The following is a 24,433-nucleotide window of genomic DNA, read 5'->3' as shown; positions in this document are numbered from 1 at the left end:
GTTATGCAGATATGGGGATGCTGATGGAGAAATTCAAGAACGCGGGTGTGGGATTAGCCGCTGCGTTTCAGGACCAGCGTATCGATATTCTGTGCCGCGGTCAGACCGCGGGCCTTGGACATCTTTGAGCGTGTTTCGAAGGGGCCGAGGTAAACCCGGAACCAGCGGCCATTGTCGCCGTCACTCTCGCGGATGCTGGGCTCCAGGCCTAACAGCAGTAGCTGGGCTCTGCGTCGGTCGGCGTCTTCCTGCTGGCGGAAGGAGCCCGCCTGTAGGAGGTAGTACTCCGACGGCTTGTTGGCTTCCGCCAGCGTGTCTGTGGGCGGGGGCGCTGGCATATCTTCTTCAATGTTTTGCTCGGGCAACATGGTGTAGAAGTCGAAACGTGGCTTGGGTGGGCCTTGTTCTTCGGTTGCAGCGGACGACTCCGCCCCTGTTGTTTGCGGGCCGCTCGATGGCGGGAGGGTACCCAGATAGAACAAAAAGCTCAGGAAAATCCCGGTAAACGTGCCTGCGCCATACCATTTGATGCCACTCGCGAAACCGCCGCCGGTTTTCTTGGCGGGTTGCTTTTTGCGGGCTGGTGCCTTCTTGCGCGGAGCGCTCTTCTTTTTAGCAAAATCCTGGGCCATGCGTTTACATGCTCTCCGGGGCTGAGACGCCGAGTAGGTCCAGTCCGTTGGCAAGCACCTGCCGGACGGCCTGACTCAGGGCCAGGCGCGCATTGCGCAGTGCTGCGTCATCTACCAGTGTCTTGTGGCCGTTGTACCAGGCATGGAAATCGCCAGCCAGGTCTTTCAGGTAGTTAGCCACGGCATGTGGCTCGCTGTCGCGGGCGGCGTTGCTGACTACTTCCGGGTAGCGATCAAGGCGCCGCATTAGCGCTTTCTCCATCTCTTCATGCAGCGGATCGAGATTATCGAGTGCTGCCTCACGATCCCATTTTCCGCCTTCTTCAGCGAGTTTGCGCATGATAGAGCATACCCGGGCGTGGGCGTATTGGATGTAGTACACCGGATTGTCATTGCTCTGCGACAGGGCGAGATCAATGTCGAACGTCAGCTGTGAGCTGGGGCCGCGGGCGATCAGGAAGTACCGCGTAGCGTCGCGCCCAACCTCGTCAATCAGGTCGCGAAGGGTCACATAGCTACCTGCGCGTTTGGAAATTTTCACCTCTTCACCATCGCGCATCACGGTGACCATCTGGTGCAGTACATAATCCGGCCAGCCTTCGGGAATACCCGTATCCAGGGCCTGGAGGCCGGCACGTACACGGGTCACGGTGCTGTGATGATCGGCGCCCTGTTCATTGATGACACGCTCAAAGCCGCGCTGCCATTTATTGAGGTGGTAGGCCACATCGGGTAGGAAGTAGGTGTAGCCGCCGTCGGTTTTGCGCATCACCCGGTCTTTGTCATCGCCGAATTCGGTTGTGCGGAGCCACAGGGCTCCCCCGTCTTCGTAGGTGTGGCCTTGTTCGATCAATCTGGCCACGGTCTCTTCGACGGCGCCTGATTCGTACAAAGACGACTCGAGAAAGTAGAGGTCAAAGTTGACCGCAAATGCTTTCAGGTCCAGATCCTGTTCGCGCCGCAGATATGCCACGGCAAACTGGCGGATTGCCTCAAGATTATCAGGGTCGCTGGCGCCGGTGACGTGTTTGTCTGTCGCATCCACGGTTTCGCCAGCCAGGTAGGCATTCGCCACATCGAGGATATAGCCGCCGCGATAACCGTCGTCCGGCCAGCCAGGGCCGTCGGGTGTCAGGCCCTTACAGCGCGCCTGCACGGATAGGGCGAGGTTGTCGATCTGGGCACCGGCGTCGTTGTAGTAAAACTCGCTGGCAACATCCCAGCCGGTGGCGGCCAGCAGTCGACAGATACTGTCGCCCACCGCTGCCCCGCGGCCGTGACCCACGTGGAGGGGACCGGTGGGGTTGGCGGACACGAATTCGACCTGTACCCGGCGGCCCGCGCCCGTGTCGCTGCGGCCGAAGGCCTCTCCCTGGTCGAGAATATTGCGTATGACTGCCTGGCTGCTGTCCTCGGACAGGAAGACATTGATAAAGCCTGGGCCTGCGATCTCGGTCCTGGAGACTATCTCTGAAGCCGGCAGGGCGTCACAGATCAATTGCGCCAGATCACGCGGCTTCATTCCGGCGCTTTTGGCCAGGGTGAGGGCGATATTACTGGCGAGGTCGCCGTGGCTCTTGTCTTTGGTGCGATCGATCTGGATACGCGGGGCGATGTCGGCCGGGAGCTGTTCCTGCTCGACCAGTGCCGCCAGCGCCTGTTCGATCAGCTGGGAGAGTTGTTCCTTCATTGCGGGGGAGAGTACCTGCTTGTTTTGTTCGGGTGCCGCGACCGGCGCGAGGGATGTATTATCGCCGCTTGGCGCGCCGATGGCCAGACGGCGAGCTATTTCAGAACATATCCTGTGGATCGATATCGACAGACCAGTTCAGATTGCGGCCCGATTTTTGTTGCTGGGCCAGTGAGATTAGCCGTCGTGTAGCCTGCTGGACCTCGCGTCGACCTTTTCCGTGGACCAGCATCTGGGCGCGGAAGCGGCCCGCGCGACGTTGCATGGGTGCGGGTAGAGGGCCAATGATTGTGACCCCGGTGGGCATATGTGCTTGCGCCGCAAGACGCAGGTCGCGCAGGAATTGTTCACCCTGGGCGGCGTCGGTGCAGTCGCTGCGCAACAGGGCCATATTGCCGGCGGGCGGCAGTGATCTGGCGGTTCGGTCAGCGAGGATTTCGATAGCCTGATTGTGAAAGTCTTTGGTCAGCGCACCCTGCAGACCGGGGTGGTCCGGGTGGTGGGTTTGTACAATCACCTGGCCGGGCCGGTCTGCGCGCCCCGCGCGGCCCGCTACCTGTGTCAGTAGTTGTGCTGCGCGCTCCTCGCCGCGAAAGTCCCCGCTGAAGAGTAGCGCGTCCATGTCGATAACACCGACCAGGGTGACCGTCGGAAAATGGTGCCCCTTGGTCAGCATCTGGGTGCCAAGCAGGATGCAGGGCTCGCCGCCATTGACCTGGTCGACCAGAGCCTGCATGGCGTCTCGGCCCTGCATGGAATCACTGTCTACGCGGTACAGCGCTGTCATTGGAAATTTCTCCCTTAGAACGCCCTCAGCCTGCTCTGTTCCTACTCCGAGAGTAAGTAATTGCTCACTTCTGCACTCGGGGCACGCGGAGGGTATCGGCTGGTTATGCCCGCAGTGGTGGCAGCGAAGACGCCGTTGGCGACGGTGCATTGTCAGCCTGGCGTCGCAGTGTTGGCAGTCTGCAATCCAGCCGCAATCGTGGCATTGCAGGGTAGGGGCGAAGCCGCGGCGATTGAGAAATAGGAGGCTTTGCTCGCCGCGGCTGAGAGTGTCTTCGACCGCATTGAGGAGGCCCTCCGACATGCCAGCCTGCAAGGGTTGTTTGCGCACATCGAGAATCGACAGTTTGGGCAATTTGCTGCCTCCAGCGCGCTCGGTAAGGCGGTGGTGGTGATAGCGACCCTGGAGTGCATTATGCAGCGATTCCAGCGACGGAGTGGCGCTTCCGAGAACGACCGGACAGGCCTCCAGCTGCCCCCGTTTTACGGCGACATCCCTGGCTGAGTAGCGGAAGCCGTCCTGTTGCTTGAACGATCCATCGTGCTCTTCGTCGACAATGATCAGGCCGGGCTGGGCGAGCGGCGTAAAAATTGCTGACCGCGTGCCAATCACAATATGCGCGATACCGGTGCGAGCGGCTTCCCAGGCGCGATTGCGCTGAGCTTCCCCCAGGCCCGAGTGCAGCACGGCCAGTTCTGCGTCAAAGCGCTGCTCGAAGCGGGCGACGGTTTGCGGGGTGAGGCCTATTTCAGGGATGAGGACCAGGGCCTGTTTGCCCCGCGCGAGGCAGGCTGCAATCATTTGCAGATAAACCTCGGTCTTCCCCGAGCCGGTGACACCTTCCAGGAGGTGGCACGTAAAGTTGTCGCCAGCAGCTGCAATAGCGCTCAGGGCCTGAGACTGCTGCTGGTTGAGTGTCAGGCCGGGGCGGGCACGGCCCTCTCTTGGGACTGGGTTTAGTTCGCAGGTTTCGACCAGCGCTTTATCTTCAAGGGCTTTGAGGGCCGGGCGTTTGATACCTGCCCCAGCGAGGTCTCCCTGGCTGGTGGGGCCGTCGCGCCTGAGAGCAGCAATGGCCTCAGCTTGCCGCGGTGAGCGCGCCAGAGCGCCCTCGGCGAGGCCCTTGCCGTGGGTCGTGAGCTGCCAGGCTTTGATCGCCAGACTCTGGTGCTGTCCGCCCTTGCGCAAGCGGGTGGGGAAGGCGGCGGTCATGACTTCGCCTATTGGGTGCTGATAGTAGTCTGCGGCCCACAGGCACAGCTGTTGCAGCCCAGGCGTTAACAGAGGGCTGGTATCGAGGATGGCTCCAGCGGCTTTAATTTCGTACTCGCTGGGCGCCGCGTTTTCAAGTACTTCAACCAGTACGCCACACAGCTCCCGGTGGCCGAAAGTGGCGCTGACGCGCTGCCCTGGCTGCAATTGCGCAAGCTCAATCCCCGCCGGCGGCAGGTAATCGAACAGCGAGCGCAGAGGGGTTGGCATGGCCAGGCGCAGGACAGTCATGGCTGGGGATAGTTCTCCGGGGAAAACGGGCAGTGTACCAATCCTGTGCGAGCGGCGACAAAGAAGCTTGAGAGCCGTGAAAACCCCCAGAATTGGTGACTTGCTAATCGGGCTGGGTCTGGTAATATGCGCGCCTCTTTTTTCTCCAGTAACCGGATGCGGTGCCCGACAGAGATCGGGTGGCGGCATCACCAAGGAGCTATACCATGCAAGCTGAAATACATCCCAAGTACGAAGCCGTCACTGCGACATGCAGCTGCGGTAACAAGATCGAAACTCGCTCTACCCTGTGCCAGGACCTGCACGTCGATGTGTGCTCCCAGTGCCACCCTTTCTTCACCGGTAAGCAGAAGATCGTTGATTCCGGCGGCCGTGTAGACCGCTTCAAGAAGCGTTTTGGCAGCCGTAGCACCAAGAAAAGCTAAGGCCCAAAACGTGCTGCACCCTGTCGCAAGTCAGGCCGCAGACCAAGAAAAGCGCCGGTTCCATGCGAGCCTGGCGCTTTTTTTATGCCTGTCTCTCAGTGGTTGCGATCTATCAGGATACGCCGCGGCCCCGGCACCGGCACCGGCATCGAGTTCGGCGGCCTGCAGTGCGCGTGACAGCGCTTCCCTGCGCAAGGTGGCGGTAGAGCATGTCCACGATGGCGACACCCTGCGCCTGCGAGGCGGTGACAGGCTCAGGCTGGTGGGCGTCAATACGCCTGAGCTCGGCCGGCAAGGCCGCGCGGACGAGCCGTTGGCGGAGGACGCTCGTCGCGCACTGCAAGCGCTGACCAGCAGTGGTCACGTCTGGTTGGAGCAGGGCGCGGAACCCCGGGATCGGCATGGGCGTTTACTGGCCTACGCATTTAACGCTGACGGGGAAAGCCTGTCAGCCGAACTGCTGCGTCGCGGTATGGGTTTCCATGTCGCGATCTCGCCCAATACTGACTACGCCGAGTGTCTGGCGGCGGCAGAGTCCCTGGCTCGTTCGGCGTCTGCGGGTGTGTGGGCAGAGTCGCAATTTGATTCCAGGCCGGTGCGGGATTTGCGCTCAGGACAGGGCGGTTTTGCCCTGATACGTGATGAGGTCACGCGAGTGTCCTTCAAGGACAATGGCTGGTGGGTGCAGCTCGGGGGCAAGCTGGGGGTGAAAATCCGGTCGCGTGACCAGGCCTCCTTCTCGCGTCATGAGCTAATGGCCCTGGAGGGTCGTGAGGTAGAAGTGCGTGGATGGATCATACCCATGGACGGCGATTGGTGGATGCTAAACCTGGGGCATTCCACCATGCTTGATCCAGGCCAGTACTAGCGTGAATTATCACCTTGCCCGGTCTGGGGCTTTTCTCTATTCTCTCAATCCTTTTTCTCCGGGGACTTTCCATGTCTGAACAGCTAAAGCAAGATGCGTTGGATTACCATGCTTTGCCAACGCCGGGTAAAATCAGTGTGGAATTGACTACACCGGCCGCTACACAGCACGACCTCGCTCTCGCCTACAGCCCGGGAGTCGCCGCGCCCTGTCGTGAAATTGCGGCCGATCAGGACGCCGCCTATCGCTACACCGGCAAGGGCAACCTGGTCGCTGTTATCAGCAATGGTACGGCTGTGCTGGGTCTGGGTAACCTCGGTGCGCTGGCGAGCAAGCCCGTGATGGAAGGCAAGGCGCTTCTGTTCAAACGTTTTGCCGGCATCAACTCCATCGATATCGAGGTGGAGACAGAGGACGCAGATGAATTCATCGCCACGGTTGAGCGGATCGCTTCTACATTTGGTGGTATCAATCTCGAAGACATCAAAGCGCCGGAGTGTTTCGAGATTGAAGCAGCGCTGATCGAGCGCTGTGATATCCCCGTATTTCACGACGACCAGCACGGCACCGCGATTGTCACGGCTGCAGGCCTGGTTAACGCGCTTGAGATTCAGGGCAAGCGTATCGAGGACGCCGTCGTCACATGTCTCGGTGCTGGTGCAGCAGCTATCGCCTGCATGCGCCTGCTGGTGAGCCTTGGGGCTCGCCGAGAGAATATCTACATGCTCGATCGCCGCGGTGTTATTTTCCAGGGTAGAGAGGGCGTGAACACCTATAAGCAGGAATTTGCCAACGACACCGACAAGCGCAGCCTGGCAGATGCCATCAATGGAGCAGATGTGTTTATCGGTCTCTCCGGGGCCGACCTGCTGAGCCAGGAAATGTTGTTATCAATGGCCGATCGGCCGGTGGTGTTTGCCTGTTCCAATCCCGATCCGGAAATCAAGCCCGAACTCGCGCTTGCGACCCGTGATGACTTGATTATTGCGACCGGCCGCTCGGACTATCCTAACCAGGTCAACAATGTGCTGGGTTTCCCCTTCATATTTCGCGGCGCGCTCGATGTCCGGGCCAGTGCGATCAATGAAGAGATGAAGGTCGCAGCCGTGCGTGCGTTGTGCGAATTGACCCGGGAGCCTGTAGAGCCTGAGGTTCTGGTGGCCTGTAACGTCGAATCGCTGGCGTTTGGCCGCGATTACATTATCCCCAAGCCCATGGACAGTCGTTTGCTGGGGCGTCTCGCGCCGGCGGTTGCCCGTGCGGCAGTCGAATCCGGAGTCGCTCGGGTCGCATTGCCAGAAGGCTACGCGCCCACGCTTTGATCGACCATTCTGTGGCTGGTCGTCCGTGGGCGGTCGGCCGCGGCCGCTAGAATATATCTTGTACCAGATCGTCGGTGCCCTGGTTGCCGGGGCTCTGGCTGCTGCTGTCTTTACCGCTGGCCGGCACGTGTTCCTGGCGGAAGTATTCAAAAATCGCATTGCTCTGGCGTGAGCCTGCCAGCAGGCCTGTCTGCGGATCAATCTTTACGTTGACGATGCCGGTGGGCAGGGGGCGCTCCCGGTCTTCGCTATCAACCAGCGCCTCGCGCATGAAGTCTATCCAGATTGGCAGCGCCGCGGTGCCACCAAATTCTCGCCGACCCAGCGGGGTGTAGTTGTCGAAGCCCACCCAGGTGGTGGTGGCAAGATCCTGGTTGAAGCCCGAGAACCAGGCGTCCATGGGGCCGTTGGTGGTGCCGGTTTTGCCGCCTATATCGCTGCGTTCCAGAACCAGTGCGCGGCGACCGGTGCCGCGGGTGATAACGTCTTCCATGATGCTGTTGAGGATGTAATTGACGCGCTCTTCCATCACTCGCGGTGCAGCAGGGAATTGATCTTTGTTCGCCGTCTGTTGGGCCAGGATCTCATCCATGCTGAGTTCTTCGGCCTGCTCGTTCTGGCTCGGTTCTTGTTCACAATCCCGACACACTGTCAGAGGGCGGGCCTCGAACACTGTTTCGCCGTGAAAATCGTCAATTCTGTCAATCAGGAAAGGTTCGACTCGGTAGCCGCCATTCGCGAGCATGGCGTAGCCCGTGGCGACATCAAGTGGGCTCATGGCGTGGGTGCCCAGGGCCAGCGACAGGTCCGGGGTAAAATCGGATGTGTCGAAGCCGTAGCGATCAGCTGCTGTGATGAGGTTGCGAGCCCCCAACTGCTGTAACAGCCGAATCGACACAAGATTGCGCGACTTGGTGAGGGCCCAGCGCAAACGAGTGGGGCCATGAAACACACCGCCGTCGTTTTCGGGTCGCCAGATATCTTCCAGCGAGCTGTCTTCCAGTACCACCGGGGCGTCATTGATGATGCTCGCGGCAGTGAATCCAGCTTCCATTGCAGCACCATAGAGGAAGGGTTTGAAGTTGGAGCCGGGCTGGCGTTGGGCCTGGGTTGCCCGATTGAACTTGCTGAGTTCAAAGCCCATGCCGCCGACGATGGTGACGATGGCGCCATTGTTTGGGTTCAGGGCCACAAGTGCGGCCTGGGCGGCGGGTACCTGGGAGAGTTGCCAGAGCCCTTCCTCGTTTTCAACGACGCGAATCATATCGCCTGGCTTGAAGAGGTCTGACGGCGCTTCCGGTTTCGATCCTCGTCTATCTTCGGTGATGTAGGGGCGAACATCGGACATTCCGTTTTCCCAGAAAAGCTCTCCCTGGGTGCCGTCAGCCAACAGCAGGAGCGCCTTGTCTTCCAGGACTTCGGTGACGATCACTGGCGTTTGTCCAGCGATCACCGCGATGTTGCCCAGGGCGTCCAGCCAGAATTCGACGGCGTCGACCTCATTGTTCTCAGGCAGAGGGAAGCGCTGTTCGGGGCCGCGATAGCCGTGGCGCTGATCGTAGGTAATGAGGCCGTTGATCAAGGCGTCGCGGCCCACTTTTTGCAGCTCGCTGCTGATCGTGGTGTAGACGTGGAAGCCGTCGTTGTAGGCGGCCATGCCATACAGATCCAGCATTTCCTGGCGCGCCATTTCCGCAGCATAGTGGGCCGAGAAAGTTAACTGCGCGCCGTGCAATTTGGCGGGGTCACGCTCTGCATTCGCCTCGGTGTAGCTCTCCTGGTTGATATAGCCGAGCTCGAGCATGCGGCCAAGAATCCAGTTGCGGCGCTCCTTGCCCGCCGTGGGGCCGCTTACAGGGTTGTTGCGGGAAGGGGCCTTGGGGATGCCGGCGAGCATGGCGTGCTGCGCCAGGCTGAGATCAGCGATGCCCTTGCCATAGTACACGCGGGACGCGGCCTCGAATCCGTAGGCCCGGTGGCCCAGGAATACGCGGTTGAAATAAAGTTCGAAGATTTCCTGTTTGTCCAGCGCGCGCTCGATTTCAATTGCCAGCAGAATCTCGTTGAATTTGCGCATGAACGTTCTTTCCAGCGAAAGAAAGTAGTTCCGCGCCACCTGCATGGTGAGAGTGCTGCCGCCGGAACCTTTCTGGCCGGTAAGAACCAGCTCGGATACAGCCCGAGCCAGCCCCATTAAATCGATGCCCTGATGGCGGAAGAAGCTGTCATCCTCTGCCGCGAGCAACGCTTTGACAAATTGGTCGGGGATGGCGTCAAAGGGTAGCGGATTGCGCTTCTGCTCGCCGAATTGGCCTATCAGGTCACCTTCCCGGGTATAGACCCGCATAGGCGTTTGTAATTTGACGTCACGAAGTGTCTCTACGTCAGGTAGGTTGGGGCTTAGGTAGAGATACACACCGGCCAGTAACCAGAGCCCGCCAAAGGCCCCAAGAACAGTCATTCTTAGAATAAAGTGGAGAAAGCTCATTTAATCTCTTTACAAAACAGGGGCTTGTTATATTTTTGTATGCAGGGGTGGGCATTCATTTGGTAATTATATGCCTTTTTTTCGTTTGGATATATTTACGACAGTGTTATAACTACCAATTAATGTATCGGTGTATAAAAACATCCTAAGTTAGTGATACTGATAGGGAAAAAAGTTGCTTGGTCTAATAGGGAAAAGAAAGGCGACACCGGTTCTGGGGCTTGATATCAGCTCGACTACGGTCAAGTTGCTAGAGTTGAGCTACTCAGGGGATCGCTACCGCGTAGAAAGTTATGCGGTAAGTTCGCTATCGCAGGACGCGGTGATCGAAAAAAACGTGAACGATGTGGATGGCGTTGCTAACGCTATTCGCAACGTCGTTGCCCAGTCCAGAACCAAACTCAAAACAGCGGCTGCTGCCGTCTCGGGATCGTCGGTCATCACCAAGATGATTGATATGCCTGAGGGGCTCAGTGAGGATGACATGGAGACCCAGCTCACGCTGGAGGCCGACCAGTACATCCCCTACCCGCTTGAGGAAGTCGCGATCGACTTCGAGGTGCAGGGCGAGTCACCTGAGCATGCCGGGCAGGTAGAGGTTCTGCTCGCCGCTTGCAGGCGGGAGACGATTGACGCCAGGGTCGACGCCATAGACGGCGCCGACATCGCACCTAAAATCATGGATGTCGAGGCTTATGCGATGGAGCGGGCATACTCGCTTATCAGCAGCCAGCTGGACCTCGATGACGACGCCACTGTTGCGGTCGTCGACATCGGCGCCACCATGACCACGCTCAGCGTGCTCCATGGCGGCCAGACGATCTATACACGGGAACAGCTTTTCGGCGGCAAACAGCTGACGGACGAAATCATGCGTCGTTACGGCCTGCCCCTTGAAGAGGCCGGCCTTGCCAAGAAGCAGGGCGGCTTGCCAGACGACTATGAGCCGGAAGTATTGGAACCCTTCAAAGACGCCGTGGTGCAGCAGGTCGCGCGCTCACTGCAGTTTTTCTTCTCTTCCAGTCAGTACAACGATGTCGACTACATTATTCTCGCCGGTGGGGTTTCCTCGATGGAAGGCCTGTCGGAACTGGTTCAGGACAAGCTCGGCACTCCCACCAAGGTAGCGAACCCCTTCGCTGACATGTCAATTTCGTCAAAGGTAAACGCCGTGGCATTGAGCAGCGACGCTCCTGCCATGATGATTGCCTGCGGCCTTGCCCTGCGGAGTTTTGACTGATGGCGAAGATTAATTTACTCCCCTGGAGAGACGAACGCCGCGCCGAGCTCAAGCGAGATTTTCTTGTGACCCTGGCCCTGGTGGCCATGTTCGGGGCTGGCTTATTGCTGCTGGGTGATCGGATTGTGAACAATCAGATCGATAACCAAAAAGCGCGCAATGGCTACCTGACCCAGAACATCAAGGAGCTCGACAAGCAGGTGCGGGAAATTCGCCAGCTGCAAAAACGTCGCAACCAACTGATAGACCGGATGCGCGTGATTCAGGAGTTGCAGGGCACCCGGCCTCTGATCGTGCGAGTGCTTGACCAGATAGTGCGTACCGTTCCGGACGGCGTTTTCTACACGAGCCTCAATGCCAAGGGGAAAAAGATTTCCATCTCTGGTGTGGCCGAGTCGAATAACCGGGTATCCAGCCTGATGCGCCGGCTCGACGGTTCCGATTGGCTAACAACTCCGAATCTGGACAAAGTAAATGCCGCCGCCAAATTTGGTGGTCAGGCCAATAGATTCAATCTGACGGTCCGGGTGCAGCCGCCCAAGACCGATAACGAGGGGGAGCAGTAATCATGGCTTTTGAAGATACCATGCGCTCCCTGCGCGAGTTTGATATTAACGACCTCGATTTCGAGAACGTGGGCAGCTGGCCGTTTGCGATCAAGTTTATCGTCTGGGCCGTAGTGCTTGTCGCGGTATTGGCTGGCGGCTACTACTACCACATCGAAGATCTCCAAAAACAATTGGTCAAGGTTGAGAAGCAAGAACAGAAGCTGAAGAAAGACTTCGAGAAGAAGGCTTTTCAGGCAGCGAACCTCGATGCCTATCGCAAACAGCTGGCGGAGATGGAAGAGACCTTCGGCGCTCTTGTTAGTCAGCTACCTAGCAATACCGAGGTGCCTGGCCTGTTGGAAGATATCACCAACAAGGGGTTGTTGAATGGCCTCGCGATTTCCAGCATCGATCTCAAAGCGGAGCGGGCTCGCGAGTTCTATGTCGAGCTTCCTATCGCTATCCAGGCTTCGGGCTCATTCCACGATCTGGGGGCCTTTGTGAGTGGCCTTGCGGCTTTGCCCAGGATCGTGACTCTGCATGACTTTGCCATCAGTGGAAATGCGAATAACCTGAAAATGAGTATTACTGCGAAGACTTATCGCTATCGGGATGGGGGCAGTAAATGATGAACTCCCTGAAACGATATGCCGCGCTCGTCGTTCTGCCACTAATTTTGACTGGTTGTGGTGGGCCTGACTTTTCTGATCTGGATACGTTTATGGCGCAAAAACGCGCTCGTCCGGGTGGTGTCATCGAGCCGATTCCGACTTTCAAGGCCTACGAGGCCTTTGGCTACAGTGCTACGACACTGCGAAGCCCCTTTGAGCGACCGGTTGAAGTGCGCGATATCGCCCAGCTTCAGGCAGTCAGTGCGATCAAGCCCGATGAAAATCGCGCCAAGGAATTTCTGGAACAATTTACTTTCGACTCTCTGCGGATGGTCGGCACCCTGGACGGTCGCGAAAGCAACTGGGTGTTGATTCGCGATCCCAGTGGGGGTGTGCATCGCGTGTCGATCGGGAATTATCTGGGCCGTCATCATGGCAAGATCACTGAAACCACCGACACCTATGTCGCTGTGATCGAGATCGTGAGTGATGGTAGTGCAGACGGCTGGGTAGAACGGCCGCGAACAATAAAGTTATCCGGCATTTGAGCCGGGGCCATGAGTGACTGCCATGTCAATTAAAAAACATATCTTGGGGACAAAGGCCGTGGGCAAAGGAAGAATCACAACAGGGAAATGGTTGCGGCCTATCGCAGGCACCGTATTAGGTGTGTTTGCGTTGGCCGTCCAGGCGGAGCCGGTAATAGAAGATATCGAGTTCAGCTCGCGGCCGGGCAGCAAGTTCGAGGTGCGACTGGATTTCAACGAACCTCCGCCCGAAGCCACGGCATATACCATTGAAAAACCCGCGCGTATTGCGATGGACTTCCCGGGGGCGAGTTCGGAACTGGACCGCAAACGCTATTCCTTACCCTACGGCAACGCCACTGGTGTTGTTGTGCTCGAATCGGGTGATCGCACGCGCATGGTGGTAAATCTTGTCAAGCTGGTGCCTTACGAGACGCGCGTTGAGGGGAACAGCATGTTCCTCGTCGTGGGTCAGGATGGCGACGACTATGTCAAGCCGGCCACGGATCCTACTGCCCTGCCGACTCAGGTCACACCTGTGGCAGAAGTCGAGTCCGAAATCAGCGACCTGCAGTTCCAGCGCACGGGTGATGGCGAAGGCCGTCTGACGCTCGAGCTGACTGATCCATCGGTGGACGTGAACGTCTTCAGTGAGGCCGGCGATATCAAGGTACAGTTTATCGACACTGCTGTGCCCGAACGCCTGATGCGTCGTTTCGACGTCACAGATTTTGCGACACCCGTGCAGAGTGTTGATGTGAATACCACTGAGCGTGGCGCCACCTTGACGCTGAAGACGGCCGGTGATTTCGATTACCTCGCTTACCAGACGAATAATGAATACGTGCTCAGCGTCAAGCCCCTCAGTGCCAGGGAGATGGAAGAGCGCCGTAAAGAGTTTGCCTATGTGGGCGACCGCATCTCGTTGAACTTCCAGGATATCGAGGTGCGAGCGGTGCTACAGCTCATCGCCGACTTTACCGAAATGAACCTCGTTGCCAGTGATACGGTGCGCGGGCGCATTACCCTGCGTCTGCAAAACGTGCCCTGGGACCAAGCGCTGGAGCTGGTCCTCAAGACCAAGGGCCTGGACAAACGTATGGTGGGCAACGTGCTGATGGTTGCTCCTGCGGCTGAGATTGCCGAGCGTGAGCGCCAGGAAATTGAAGCGAACAAACAGATTGCTGAATTGGCTCCGCTTGTGTCTGAGTTCGTGCGCATACGCTATGCGAAGGCCAGCCAGGTGACGAAGCTGTTCAAGGCCGGTTCCGAGGAAGGCGGGAGCCTTATCTCGTCGCGGGGCTCTGTTGTTGTTGATGCTCGCACCAACTCACTGATCATCACCGATACAGCGACCAAGTTGGAAGAGATTCGCGATCTTATTGAGTTGGTCGACATCCCTGTGCGCCAGGTCATGATTGAGTCACGCATTGTGATTGCGCAATCTGACCTCACTCACAACCTGGGTATCGAATGGGGTGGCGGCTACCTTGAGCCCGACCTGAATGGCAACATTGGTTCTATCTCTGGCGATACCGCTAATGTGGCCGGCCTGAATCAATCTGTGATCAATGGCACTACCCCGAGCGTTTCTTACCCAGGAGCCCTCCTGGTAGATCTGGGCGTGGCCAGCACCAGTGGCTTTGCGGTGGGCTTTACCAGCGACGATCTGTTCCTGACTGCCGAGCTCTCCGCCCTGGAAGCTGCCGGTGAAGGTGAAGTTGTATCGCAGCCGAAAGTGATTACCGGTGACAAGCAGCAGGCCAATATCAAGTCGGGTACCGAGATCCCCTATCAGGAAGCCTCCGCATCTGGCGCCACCTCGACCTCGTTTAAAGAGGCGGTGTTGGAGCTGGATGTGACCCCGAATATCACGCCGGATGACCGCATCATGCTCGATCTGGTAATCAAGCAGGACTCCGTTGGTGATCTCGTGCCTTCTGGTCGCGGTGGCTTTATTCCCTCGATCGATACGACTGAGCTGAACAGCCAGGTGCTTGTCGGTAACGGTGAGACCGTGGTGCTCGGTGGTGTGTTCAAGACCGAGGATCTTGAGTCAGTGAACAAGGTGCCGTTCTTTGGCGATATCCCGTACATCGGGGCCTTCTTCCGCAGCTCTTCAATCTCCAAGACCAAGACAGAGACCCTGATCTTCATCACGCCGAAGATCCTCGCGGACACTCTGCTGGACTAATGACCCTCAATAGAGTTTTCCTTGTCGGCCCTATGGGGGCCGGCAAGTCTACCATTGGCAAATACCTCGCCGACCATCTGAAACTCCAGTTCGCCGATACCGATACCGAAATTGAATCGCGCACTGGCGCGGATATTCCCTGGATTTTCGATGTCGAGGGCGAGGAGGGCTTCCGCGATCGAGAGCAACAAGTGGTCGAGGAAATGACCCTGTGGGACGACGCGGTACTGGCAACAGGCGGAGGCGTGGTGATGCGCCCGGACAATCGCCGTGTGCTTGGTTCCCGTGGTTTTGTTATCTACCTGTATGCCTCTCTGGAGGAGCAGGTGCGTCGCACCCGCAAGGATCGCAAGCGCCCGTTGCTGCAAAAGGGTGAACCCGAGCAAGTACTGCGCGATCTCTTCGCGATTCGCGACCCGCTCTACCGTGAAATTGCCGACCATGTCATCGAAACCGACAGTTGTAGCCCCCGCACGGTTGCCCAGCGGCTGGTCCGGGAACTGACAAGCCGCTAGGCAGTCGCGCCTGCGGGGCTTATCATGCCCCTCCCTGATGTAATCTTCTGAGGTGACGCCGTGTCCCTGATCATACATACGCTCTCTGTCGACCTGGGCGAACGCAGCTATCCCGTGTACATCGGGCGCGATTTGCTGTCCGATGCAGCGCTGATCGGGCAGCACATCAACGGCAGCCAGGTGGTAATCGTCAGTAACGATACGGTGGCACCGATCTATCTCGATAAGCTGCGGGCAGCTATCGGCGAGCGTGACCTCGTGACCGAGATCATCCTGCCTGATGGGGAGGCGCATAAATCGCTGGCGACCCTCAATGAGATATTCGACAGGATCATGGCGGATCGCCACAGCCGCAGTACTACGCTGGTTGCGCTGGGCGGAGGCGTTGTGGGTGATATCACTGGCTTTGCCGCTGCCTGCTATCAGCGCGGCGTTAACTTTGTTCAGGTGCCCACCACGTTGCTGGCGCAGGTGGACTCATCGGTCGGCGGCAAGACGGCGGTGAACCACCCGTTGGGCAAGAATATGATTGGTGCGTTCTATCAACCGCAGGCTGTGTTCATCGACACCAATACCCTGCAGACCCTGCCGCCCCGTGAATTTGCCGCCGGGCTTGCCGAAGTTGTGAAATACGGGCTGATATGCGATGAACCATTCTATCGCTGGCTGCAGGAGCATATTGCCAAGCTGTTGGCGCGGGAAGAGGCCGCGTTGGCTGAAGCAATAGAGCGCAGTTGTGCGAGTAAGGCCGCCGTGGTGGCGGCGGACGAGCGCGAAGGCGGGCTGCGAGCCATCCTCAACCTTGGCCATACCTTTGGCCACGCCATAGAGACAGCCCAGGGCTACGGCAACTGGCTGCACGGTGAGGCGGTGGCGACTGGCATGCTGCTTGCAGTAGAAATGTCGGCCCGACGCGGTTCGATAGATCGCGTTGAAGTTGAGGCGTTTCGCGAGTTATTGCTAAAGATGCAGCTCCCGGTAGCGCAGCCGGCCGATATGACCCCGGGGCAGTTTCTCGATTTAATGGGTCGCGACAAGAAGGTGATCGACGGCCGCATGCGTCTTGTTTTGCTATCAGCCATAGGTCAGGCGGCTATTGTTGATGATGCCAGCGAGTCTGAATTGACCGCTCTGCTGGAGACCTTCCCCCGCGCTTCCTGACCCCAAAAGCAGGGTGTTTGTTCACCACAGGTCATCTGTGTAAAATAAGCTCCCCCTTTTGCCCCGAGCTGAGTTTCATGGCTGGGGTTTCGGTGTAACTTGTTGTTTTCAATAGATATTCTGGACTGACTATGAGCGCAGGCCTGTATAGACCTGAAGAGTTCCGCGACAATTGCGGTTTTGGCTTGATTGCCCACACATCGGGCGATGCCAGCCATCGCCTGCTGCAGACGGCGATTGAATCCCTCACCTGCATGACCCACCGCGGCGGTATTGCCGCGGATGGCAAGACAGGTGACGGCTGCGGCCTGCTGTTGCAAATGCCCCGCCAGTTCATGGCCACGCTGGCCGATGAGTGTTTCGGTGCGTCTTTATCCGACCTGTTTGCAGTCGGTCAAATTTTTCTCAGCCGCGACGAGGCTGCAGCGAAAGCGGCCCGAGAGGCGACGGAAGTTGCGCTGACTGACCAGGGCCTGGTAGTGCTTGGCTGGCGCGAAGTGCCTACTGACGATTCCGTCTGTGGCGAAATCGCACTTGAATCACTGCCGCGGATTGAGCAGGTATTCATTGATGCCCCTGGCGTGTCCGAGATAGAACTCACCACCAAGCTCTTTGTCGCGCGGCGCAAGGCCGAGATGGCCTGTGAACAAGATGAGGACTACTACATCTGTAGTCTCTCCGGGCGCGTCATTTCCTATAAAGGCCTGGTCATGCCAGTGGATCTGCCGAAGTTCTACGGCGACCTGGCCGACGAGCGACTGGAAACTGCGATCTGTGTGTTCCACCAGCGGTTCTCTACCAATACCATGCCCAAGTGGCCGCTGGCCCAGCCGTTCCGGTTGATGGCGCACAATGGCGAGATCAACACTATCGCGGGTAACCGCAACTGGGCAGAGGCGCGCACCGCCTGTTTCGAAACCGATCGCCTGCCTAATATCAAGGACATCGCCCCGCTGGTAAACCGCACCGGCTCAGACTCGTCCAGCATGGACAATATGCTCGACGTGCTGCTCACTGGCGGTGTGGATATGGCTCGTGCCCTGCGCATGCTCATTCCACCCGCATGGCAGAACATGGAGCTGATGGACCCGGACCTCAAGGCGTTCTACGAATATCACTCCATGCACATGGAGCCCTGGGATGGCCCCGCGGGGGTTGTACTGACCGATGGCCGCTACGCTGTTTGCATGCTGGATCGAAATGGCCTGCGTCCGGCGCGTTGGGTGAAGACGAAAGATGGCTTCATCACCCTGGCGTCCGAGATCGGCACCTACGACTACAAGCCGGAAGATGTGGTCGCGAAAGGCCGGGTCGGTCCCGGGCAGATGATCATGGTCGACACCCAGACGGGTGAGTTGCTGCAAACTGAAGATATCGACAATCGCCTCAAGAGCGCCCAGCCCTACAAGCGCTGGCTCAAGGAAAAGGCCCAGCGTATCGAGGGGACCTTCGGTAGCGAGATGATTTCCGGTATCGAGCGAGAGCAGCTCGATGCTTATATGAAGATGTTCCAGGTCAGCTATGAGGAGCGCGACCAGGTGTTGCGGCCGCTGGCAGAGTCGGGCAATGAGGCCGTTGGTTCCATGGGTGACGATACTCCCATGGCAGTGCTCTCGCGCAAGGAGCGCTCACTGTACGACTATTTCCGGCAGAAGTTTGCCCAGGTGACCAACCCGCCAATTGATCCCCTGCGCGAAACCATCGTTATGTCGCTGGAGACTGATCTCGGTGGCGAAAAAAATCTGTTTCATGAAGGCCCCGAGCACGCCGATCGAGTGATCCTGACGTCCCCTGTGCTATCTCAGGGTAAGTTCACAAGCCTGTTAAACCTGGACCGCCCTGGCTTCCAGTTGCAGAAAATTGACTGCACCTACAACCAGGACGAGATGAGCCTGGAGCAGGGTGTACGCGCGGTGGTTGCCGAAGCTGAACAGGCGGTGAATAGCGGGAGCACTATTCTGGTGCTGTCTGACAGGGACATTGCCAGTGGTCGCTTGCCGATTCACAGCCTGCTGACCACCGGCGCCGTGCACCACCACCTGATCAAGCAGGGCCTGCGCGCCGAGTGCAATATTGTGGTTGAGACTGCCAGTGCGCGCGACTCTCACCAGATCGCGTGCTTGCTGGGTTTCGGTGCGACAGCCGTATACCCCTACCTGGCTTACAGCGTGTTGGAAGAGCTGATTCGCTGTGGCGAAGTGCTGGGCGAGCCCAGTATCTGTTACAAGAACTACCGCAAAGGTATCAACAAAGGCCTGCTGAAGATCATGTCCAAGATGGGCATTTCGGCGGTGGCCTCATACCGCGGTGCACAGCTGTTTGAAGCGGTGGGCTTGTCGCGCGAAGTTGTCGACCTGTCCTTCTGCGGTGTTGCTTCCCGTATAGAGGGCTCCGGGTTTGCTCAGCTTGAAGCTGAACAGAAGCTGCTTTCCAAGCGCGCCTGGAGTGTTCGCAAGACCATCGAGCAGGGCGGGCTCCTCAAGTATGTTCACGGTCAGGAGTACCACGCTTATAACCCCGATGTCGTGATGACCCTGCAGCAGGCGGTAGCCAGTGGCGATTACGCAGATTACCAACGCTATGCCGCTCTCGTGAATGAACGCCCTGTCGCTACCCTGCGCGACCTGCTGCGCCCGGTTGAGGGCAGCGGTATCAGCATTGAAGATGTAGAGCCGGTGGAAGATATCCTGCCGCGTTTCGACTCTGCTGGTATGAGCCTGGGCGCGCTTAGCCCAGAGGCTCACGAGGCGCTGGCAGCGGCGATGAACCGCATGGGAGCGCGTTCAAACTCCGGTGAAGGTGGTGAGGACCCGGTGCGTTTCGGCACCGAGCGTATGTCCAAGATCAAGCAGATCGCTTCCGGTCGTTTCGGAGTGACTCCGCATTATCTGGTGAATGCCGAAGTCCTGCAGATCAAGGTGGCTCAGGGCGCCAAGCCCGGCGAAGGCGGCCAGCTGCCAGGCGGTAAGGTGAACGACCTGATTGCCCGTCTGCGTTACTCGGTGCCAGGCGTGACCCTGATTTCACCGCCGCCGCACCATGATATTTACTCGATTGAAGATCTCGCTCAATTGATCTTTGACCTGAAACAGGTCAACCCCCAGGCGCTGGTGTCGGTCAAGCTGGTATCCGAACCCGGCGTCGGCACCATTGCCGCAGGTGTAGCCAAGGCATACGCCGACCTGATTACCATCTCAGGATATGACGGTGGCACCGCGGCGAGCCCACTCACCTCTATCCGTTACGCTGGCTCACCCTTTGAGCTGGGCCTGGCGGAGGTTCAGCAGACCCTGCGTGGTAATAATCTGCGCGGTGCGATTCGCCTGCAGGCAGACGGTGGTCTTAAAACCGGCCTGGATGTTATCAAGGCTGCGATCCTGGGCGCGGAAAGTTTTGGTTTCGGTACCGGCCCAATGGTTGCCCTGGGCTGTAAATACCTGCGTATATGTCATCTGAATAACTGTGCCACGGGTGTTGCCACCCAGCACCAGAAGCTGCGCGACGATCACTTCAACGGCACCGTGGAGATGGTGGTGAACTTCTTCACCTTTATCGCTACAGAGACCCGCGAATGGTTGGCGAAGCTGGGTGTGCGGTCTCTGGAAGAGCTTATTGGCCGCACCGATTTGCTCGAGATTCTACCGGGTGATACTGACAAACAGGCAGGCCTGGACCTGGCGCCGATTCTGCACAAGGATGAGGCCGCCGCTGGCCAGCCCGAGTTCTGTCAGGTCTCCTCCAATGATCCTTTCGACAAGGGCGAGACTGCCGAGAAAATGGTAGCCGCTACCCTCGCTTCCATCGAAGCAAACACGGGTGGCGAGTTTGAGTTCGAGGTTTGCAACTGTGACCGTTCTATCGGCGCGCGTCTGTCAGGTGAAATCGCTCGCCGCTATGGCAATCCCGGCATGGAAGAGAACCCATTGGTATTGCGCCTGACCGGCACCGCTGGCCAGAGCTTTGGTGTGTGGAACGCCGGCGGCCTGCACATGTACCTCGAAGGCGACTCAAATGACTATGTCGGCAAGGGCATGGCAGGTGGCAAGCTGGTTATCTACCCGCCCAGGGTCAGCGAGTTCAAGTCGCAGGAAACCTCGATCATTGGTAACACTTGCCTCTACGGTGCGACTGGCGGCCGGCTGTTTGCCGCAGGTATCGCCGGCGAGCGCTTCGCCGTACGCAACTCCGGCGCCCACGCGGTAGTGGAAGGCGCGGGTGATCACTGCTGTGAGTATATGACCGGCGGAAACGTGACAGTGCTTGGTCCCACAGGTGTGAACTTCGGTGCGGGTATGACCGGCGGCTTCGCCTATGTGCTGGATATGGACCGGACGTTTATTGACAAGTACAACAGTGAACTGGTGGAAATCCATCGGGTCAGTGCTGAGTATATGGAGCCGTACCGAAACCACCTGCGCAATAATATTCGCGAGTTTGTGGAAGAGACAGGGTCCGAGTGGGGCTCCCATCTGTTGGACAACTTTGAAGATTACGTTGGCAAGTTCTGGCTGGTTAAGCCCAAGGCAGCTGAGTTCGATCGCCTGCTGTCCCGTCTGCGTAACACCGACTAGTGGTAATTGATTATGAGTAATCGCCTGGCAAACAATTTTCAGTTTATCGATGTGGGTCGTAATGACCCGGACAAAAAAGCGATTCAGTCGCGCCAGTCCGAGTATGTCGAAATCTATAAGCCCTTTACCAAGGATCAGGTGGCTGAGCAGTCGCATCGATGTCTTGAGTGCGGCAACCCCTATTGTGAATGGAAGTGCCCGGTGCACAACTTTATTCCGAACTGGTTGAAGCTGGTATCCGAGGGCAATTTGTTCGAGGCAGCTGAGCTCTCGCACCAGACCAATACCCTGCCGGAGGTCTGCGGCCGGGTGTGTCCCCAGGATCGCCTGTGTGAGGGAGCCTGTACCCTGAATGATGGCTTTGGTGCCGTTACCATCGGTGCTTCCGAGAAATATATTACCGACACCGCGCTGGCGATGGGGTGGCGTCCTGATCTGTCCGATGTGGTCGACACTGGCAAGAAGGTCGCGATCATTGGCGCTGGCCCTGCGGGATTGGGTTGCGCCGATATCCTGGCGCGCAACGGTGTGAAACCTGTGGTATTCGACCGCTATCCGGAAATCGGCGGTCTGCTTACCTTCGGGATCCCCGAATTCAAGCTGGAAAAAGAGGTCATGGTGCGTCGCCGAGAGGTGTTCGAGGGTATGGGTGTTGAATTCCGCCTCAATACCGAGATCGGATCTGATGTGCAGATCAGCGAGCTATTGGATCAGTACGATGCCGTGTTTATGGGCATGGGTACCTACACCTATATGAAGGGGGGCTTCCCGGGTGAAGACCTGCCAGGTGTTTACGAGGCGCTCCCTTACCTTGTCGGCAACGTGAACCACAACCTGGGTTTTGAGCAGGATTCCGAGGCTTATGTGAATCTGCGCGGCAAGCGCGTCATCGTGCTCGGTGGCGGTGACACTGCTATGGATTGCGTGCGTACAGCTGTGCGTCAGGGTGCTGACAAAGTTATCTGCGCCTATCGTCGCGATGAGGAAAACATGCCCGGTTCCCGTCGCGAGGTGAAGAATGCCAATGAGGAAGGGGTTGAGTTTCTCTACAATCGCCAGCCCGTGGAAGTTGTCGAATACTTCGGCCAGGCGTGCGGGATCAAAGTGGTTACCACTGAACTCGGTGAGCCCGATGCCGACGGCCGCCGTCGCCCCCAGCCAATTCCCGGTTCCGAAGAGGTGCTGGAAGCGGATGCGGTGATCATCGCCTTTGGTTTTCAGCCCAGTCCTCCCGGCTGGCTGGATGATGTCAGCGTCGAACTCAATAGTTGGAACGGTGTTGTTGCCCAGGAGCACCAGACCTACAAGTTCCAGACCAGTAACCCGAAAATATTTGCCGGTGGCGACATGGTTCGCGGTTCCGACTTGGTCGTGACTGCCATCTGGGAAGGTCGTGAGGCCGCTGAAGGTATTCTCGATTACCTGGACGTTTAATCCGCCTCGGCGATTCCTATCAGGACACATTGATGACTGAACTCAAGAACGACCGTTTTCTCCGCGCACTGTTGCGCCAGCCCGTCGATCGCACGCCGATATGGATGATGCGCCAGGCCGGCCGCTATCTGCCTGAATACCGGGCCACGCGCAAGGAGGCGGGTTCGTTCCTGGACCTGTGTAAAAACACTGAGCTCGCCTGTGAAGTGACCATGCAGCCGCTGCGCCGCTACCCAATGGATGCGGCTATCCTCTTTTCCGATATTCTCACGGTGCCTGATGCGCTGGGTCTGGGCCTGTACTTTGAAGAAGGCGAGGGTCCCAAGTTTCATAAAACCGTGCGCAGCGAGGCAGATCTGGCTGGGTTGAACGATATCAAGGTGGAAGACGACCTTGCCTACGTCATGAACGCGGTGAGCGCGATTCGCAAGGAACTCAACGGATCGGTTCCGCTGATTGGTTTCTCGGGAAGTCCCTGGACCCTGGCGACCTATATGGTTGAGGGTGGTTCCTCCAAGGACTTTGCCAATGTAAAGGCGATGGCATATGACAAGCCGGAGCTTATGCACGGTCTGCTGGCATTGCTGGCGGACGCAGTGGCCGACTATCTGGCGGCGCAAATCAAGGCGGGCGCCCAGGCGGTGCAGATTTTTGACACCTGGGGTGGCAGTCTGAGCGCTGCCGCGTACAAGGAGTTTTCGCTTAAATACATGCAGCGCGTGATTTCGCGCCTGCCCACCGAAGCAGATGGTCGCAAGGTGCCGGTGATTGTGTTCACCAAAGGTGGCGGTCAGTGGCTGAATGCCATCGCTGAATGTGGCGCCCAGGGTGTGGGTATCGATTGGACTACCGATATCGCTACCGCGCGCGTGCTGGTCGGTGACAAGGTCGCCCTGCAGGGTAATATGGACCCGGCTATGCTGCATGCCTCCCCGGCGCGAATTCGTGACGAAGTGGCTTTAATCCTGGCTGGGTACGGCCACGGCACCGGGCATGTCTTCAATCTGGGTCACGGTATTACTCCAGGGATCAATCCGGATCACGTAACCGCGTTTGTGGACGCGGTGGTAGAGCTCTCGCCACAGTATCACCTGGCCGACTGATCAGCAGGCGGCGTTTTCGTCGCAGCAGAAATCGTGATTCATATCCAATGCTGGTGCGTCGGTTGCGGGGCGCCCCACGACTTTGGCCGGAACACCTGCCACCGTCGTGTGGGGTGGCACTTCTTCCAGCACCACGCTGCCAGCGCCGACCTTGGCGCCTTCGCCAACTTTGATGTTGCCGAGAATTTTTGCCCCTGCACTGATTAACACGCCGTCACCAATTTTCGGATGGCGGTCGCCGTCGTCCTTGCCGGTGCCGCCAAGGGTCACCGACTGCAGAATCGACACGTTGTCACCCACGACCGCGGTTTCACCGATAACCAGGCCTGTGGCGTGGTCCAGCATGATACCCCTGCCCAGCTGAGCCGCCGGGTGAATATCGACGCCAAATTTCACCGAGATTCGGTTCTGGAAGAACAGGGCCATGGATTCGCGGCCGTTTTTCCACAGCCAGTGTGCGATGCGATGACTCTGTAAGGCGTGGAAGCCTTTGAAATAGAGAAACGGGACATACAGTTCCTGGCTGGCCGAGTCGCGATCGACGACCGCCATAAGGTCTGCCCGTACAGCCTGGCGGATAGAGGCATCTTTCTGCATGGCTTCCAGAATGACTTCCCGTAGCAGCAGGGAGGACACGGTGGGGCTGTCCAGTTGATTTGCCAGATGGAAGCTCAGCGCACACTCGAGGGTGTGATGGTTGAGAATGGTGGAATGCAGAAAACTCGCCAGCAGGGGTTCTTCCTGGGCGTGCTTCGCAGTTTCGCTGTGGATGCGTTCCCACACTGGGTCGGCTTGCGTCGCAGTCATTGCGTCT

At 58.1% G+C, this 24,433-nt stretch carries 18 protein-coding genes; 13 read left to right on the top strand and 5 right to left on the bottom strand.

Annotation, left to right across the window (positions count from 1 at the left end):
- Positions 1 to 53: 53 nt before the first annotated feature.
- From EY643_RS18655 to EY643_RS18645, 3 genes are all read right to left on the bottom strand, one after another.
- Positions 54 to 632, bottom strand: a complete 579-nt coding sequence (locus tag EY643_RS18655; RefSeq protein ID WP_153240670.1) for an SPOR domain-containing protein — start codon at positions 630 to 632, stop codon at positions 54 to 56.
- 4 nt (positions 633 to 636) lie between these two features.
- A complete protein-coding gene (argS, locus tag EY643_RS18650) occupies positions 637 to 2,322 on the bottom strand; it encodes an arginine--tRNA ligase (RefSeq protein ID WP_153240669.1) in 1,686 nt (561 codons plus the stop codon).
- Between the two features lie 100 nt (positions 2,323 to 2,422).
- Complete coding sequence (locus tag EY643_RS18645; protein ID WP_153240668.1) at positions 2,423 to 4,612, bottom strand: primosomal protein N'; 2,190 nt, start codon at positions 4,610 to 4,612, stop codon at positions 2,423 to 2,425.
- A 206-nt stretch (positions 4,613 to 4,818) separates the two neighbouring features.
- Here EY643_RS18645 and rpmE point away from each other — a divergent pair, with 206 nt between their 5' ends.
- From rpmE to EY643_RS18630, 3 genes are all read left to right on the top strand, one after another.
- Positions 4,819 to 5,037 carry a 50S ribosomal protein L31 gene (rpmE, locus tag EY643_RS18640; RefSeq protein WP_153240667.1) on the top strand — a complete coding sequence of 73 codons (219 nt, stop codon included), beginning with the start codon at positions 4,819 to 4,821 and terminating at the stop codon, positions 5,035 to 5,037.
- Between the two features lie 10 nt (positions 5,038 to 5,047).
- Positions 5,048 to 5,905: a thermonuclease family protein gene (locus EY643_RS18635; protein WP_170287471.1), complete on the top strand. Its 858-nt coding sequence runs from the start codon at positions 5,048 to 5,050 to the stop codon at positions 5,903 to 5,905.
- Between the two features lie 71 nt (positions 5,906 to 5,976).
- Positions 5,977 to 7,227, top strand: a complete 1,251-nt coding sequence (locus EY643_RS18630; RefSeq protein WP_153240665.1) for a malic enzyme-like NAD(P)-binding protein — start codon at positions 5,977 to 5,979, stop codon at positions 7,225 to 7,227.
- Positions 7,228 to 7,273: 46 nt separating this feature from the next.
- Here EY643_RS18630 and EY643_RS18625 read toward each other — a convergent pair whose 3' ends face one another.
- Positions 7,274 to 9,715 carry a penicillin-binding protein 1A gene (locus EY643_RS18625; protein WP_153240664.1) on the bottom strand — a complete coding sequence of 814 codons (2,442 nt, stop codon included), beginning with the start codon at positions 9,713 to 9,715 and terminating at the stop codon, positions 7,274 to 7,276.
- 175 nt (positions 9,716 to 9,890) lie between these two features.
- Here EY643_RS18625 and EY643_RS18620 point away from each other — a divergent pair, with 175 nt between their 5' ends.
- The 10 genes from EY643_RS18620 to hemE all read left to right on the top strand — a co-directional run bounded on the left by EY643_RS18620 (position 9,891) and on the right by hemE (position 23,619).
- Positions 9,891 to 10,955, top strand: a complete 1,065-nt coding sequence (locus tag EY643_RS18620) for a pilus assembly protein PilM (protein WP_153240663.1) — start codon at positions 9,891 to 9,893, stop codon at positions 10,953 to 10,955.
- Entirely contained in the window at positions 10,955 to 11,521 is a 567-nt protein-coding gene (locus EY643_RS18615; RefSeq protein WP_153240662.1) for a PilN domain-containing protein, read from the top strand. Before EY643_RS18620 ends, EY643_RS18615 begins: the two co-directional genes overlap by 1 nt.
- 2 nt (positions 11,522 to 11,523) lie before the next feature.
- Positions 11,524 to 12,132 carry a type IV pilus inner membrane component PilO gene (locus EY643_RS18610; RefSeq protein WP_153240661.1) on the top strand — a complete coding sequence of 203 codons (609 nt, stop codon included), beginning with the start codon at positions 11,524 to 11,526 and terminating at the stop codon, positions 12,130 to 12,132.
- Entirely contained in the window at positions 12,129 to 12,662 is a 534-nt protein-coding gene (locus tag EY643_RS18605; RefSeq protein WP_420841629.1) for a pilus assembly protein PilP, read from the top strand. The genes EY643_RS18610 and EY643_RS18605 overlap by 4 nt, the downstream gene beginning before the upstream one ends.
- 58 nt (positions 12,663 to 12,720) lie before the next feature.
- Positions 12,721 to 14,835 carry a type IV pilus secretin PilQ gene (locus EY643_RS18600; RefSeq protein ID WP_240732762.1) on the top strand — a complete coding sequence of 705 codons (2,115 nt, stop codon included), beginning with the start codon at positions 12,721 to 12,723 and terminating at the stop codon, positions 14,833 to 14,835.
- Positions 14,835 to 15,350 carry a shikimate kinase AroK gene (gene aroK / locus EY643_RS18595; RefSeq protein ID WP_153240659.1) on the top strand — a complete coding sequence of 172 codons (516 nt, stop codon included), beginning with the start codon at positions 14,835 to 14,837 and terminating at the stop codon, positions 15,348 to 15,350. The genes EY643_RS18600 and aroK overlap by 1 nt, the downstream gene beginning before the upstream one ends.
- A gap of 72 nt (positions 15,351 to 15,422) precedes the next feature.
- On the top strand, positions 15,423 to 16,511 hold the full coding sequence (gene aroB / locus EY643_RS18590) for a 3-dehydroquinate synthase (protein WP_153241122.1): 1,089 nt from the start codon (positions 15,423 to 15,425) through the stop codon (positions 16,509 to 16,511).
- A 131-nt stretch (positions 16,512 to 16,642) separates the two neighbouring features.
- Positions 16,643 to 21,082, top strand: coding sequence for a glutamate synthase large subunit (gene gltB / locus EY643_RS18585; RefSeq protein ID WP_153240658.1), 4,440 nt, complete (start codon positions 16,643 to 16,645; stop codon positions 21,080 to 21,082).
- A gap of 12 nt (positions 21,083 to 21,094) precedes the next feature.
- Positions 21,095 to 22,516, top strand: coding sequence for an FAD-dependent oxidoreductase (locus EY643_RS18580; RefSeq protein ID WP_153240657.1), 1,422 nt, complete (start codon positions 21,095 to 21,097; stop codon positions 22,514 to 22,516).
- A gap of 32 nt (positions 22,517 to 22,548) precedes the next feature.
- The gene (gene hemE / locus EY643_RS18575; protein ID WP_153240656.1) at positions 22,549 to 23,619 is read left to right on the top strand and encodes a uroporphyrinogen decarboxylase; all 1,071 of its coding nucleotides are present in this window, start codon (positions 22,549 to 22,551) and stop codon (positions 23,617 to 23,619) included.
- Here the strand turns inward: hemE and cysE are convergent, their stop codons facing one another.
- Positions 23,620 to 24,426: a serine O-acetyltransferase gene (gene cysE / locus EY643_RS18570; RefSeq protein ID WP_153240655.1), complete on the bottom strand. Its 807-nt coding sequence runs from the start codon at positions 24,424 to 24,426 to the stop codon at positions 23,620 to 23,622. It lies immediately after the preceding gene.
- Positions 24,427 to 24,433: the final 7 nt, after the last annotated feature.

The sequence above is a fragment of the Halioglobus maricola genome (assembly GCF_009388985.1).
Classification (GTDB): Bacteria; Pseudomonadota; Gammaproteobacteria; order Pseudomonadales; family Halieaceae; genus Halioglobus; species Halioglobus maricola.
Note: the sequence above shows the minus strand (reverse complement) of the source record. Positions and strands in the feature narration are given on the sequence as shown.

Coding starts and splice junctions, on each gene's coding strand:
- EY643_RS18580 (WP_153240657.1), top strand. CDS start 21,095: ATGAGTAATCGCCTGGCAAACAATTTTCAGTTTATCGATGTGGGTCGT.
- cysE (WP_153240655.1), bottom strand. CDS start 24,426: ATGACTGCGACGCAAGCCGACCCAGTGTGGGAACGCATCCACAGCGAA.
- hemE (WP_153240656.1), top strand. CDS start 22,549: ATGACTGAACTCAAGAACGACCGTTTTCTCCGCGCACTGTTGCGCCAG.
- EY643_RS18625 (WP_153240664.1), bottom strand. CDS start 9,715: ATGAGCTTTCTCCACTTTATTCTAAGAATGACTGTTCTTGGGGCCTTT.
- gltB (WP_153240658.1), top strand. CDS start 16,643: ATGAGCGCAGGCCTGTATAGACCTGAAGAGTTCCGCGACAATTGCGGT.
- EY643_RS18615 (WP_153240662.1), top strand. CDS start 10,955: ATGGCGAAGATTAATTTACTCCCCTGGAGAGACGAACGCCGCGCCGAG.
- EY643_RS18655 (WP_153240670.1), bottom strand. CDS start 632: ATGGCCCAGGATTTTGCTAAAAAGAAGAGCGCTCCGCGCAAGAAGGCA.
- EY643_RS18630 (WP_153240665.1), top strand. CDS start 5,977: ATGTCTGAACAGCTAAAGCAAGATGCGTTGGATTACCATGCTTTGCCA.
- argS (WP_153240669.1), bottom strand. CDS start 2,322: ATGAAGGAACAACTCTCCCAGCTGATCGAACAGGCGCTGGCGGCACTG.
- EY643_RS18605 (WP_420841629.1), top strand. CDS start 12,129: ATGATGAACTCCCTGAAACGATATGCCGCGCTCGTCGTTCTGCCACTA.
- EY643_RS18610 (WP_153240661.1), top strand. CDS start 11,524: ATGGCTTTTGAAGATACCATGCGCTCCCTGCGCGAGTTTGATATTAAC.
- rpmE (WP_153240667.1), top strand. CDS start 4,819: ATGCAAGCTGAAATACATCCCAAGTACGAAGCCGTCACTGCGACATGC.
- aroK (WP_153240659.1), top strand. CDS start 14,835: ATGACCCTCAATAGAGTTTTCCTTGTCGGCCCTATGGGGGCCGGCAAG.
- EY643_RS18645 (WP_153240668.1), bottom strand. CDS start 4,612: ATGACTGTCCTGCGCCTGGCCATGCCAACCCCTCTGCGCTCGCTGTTC.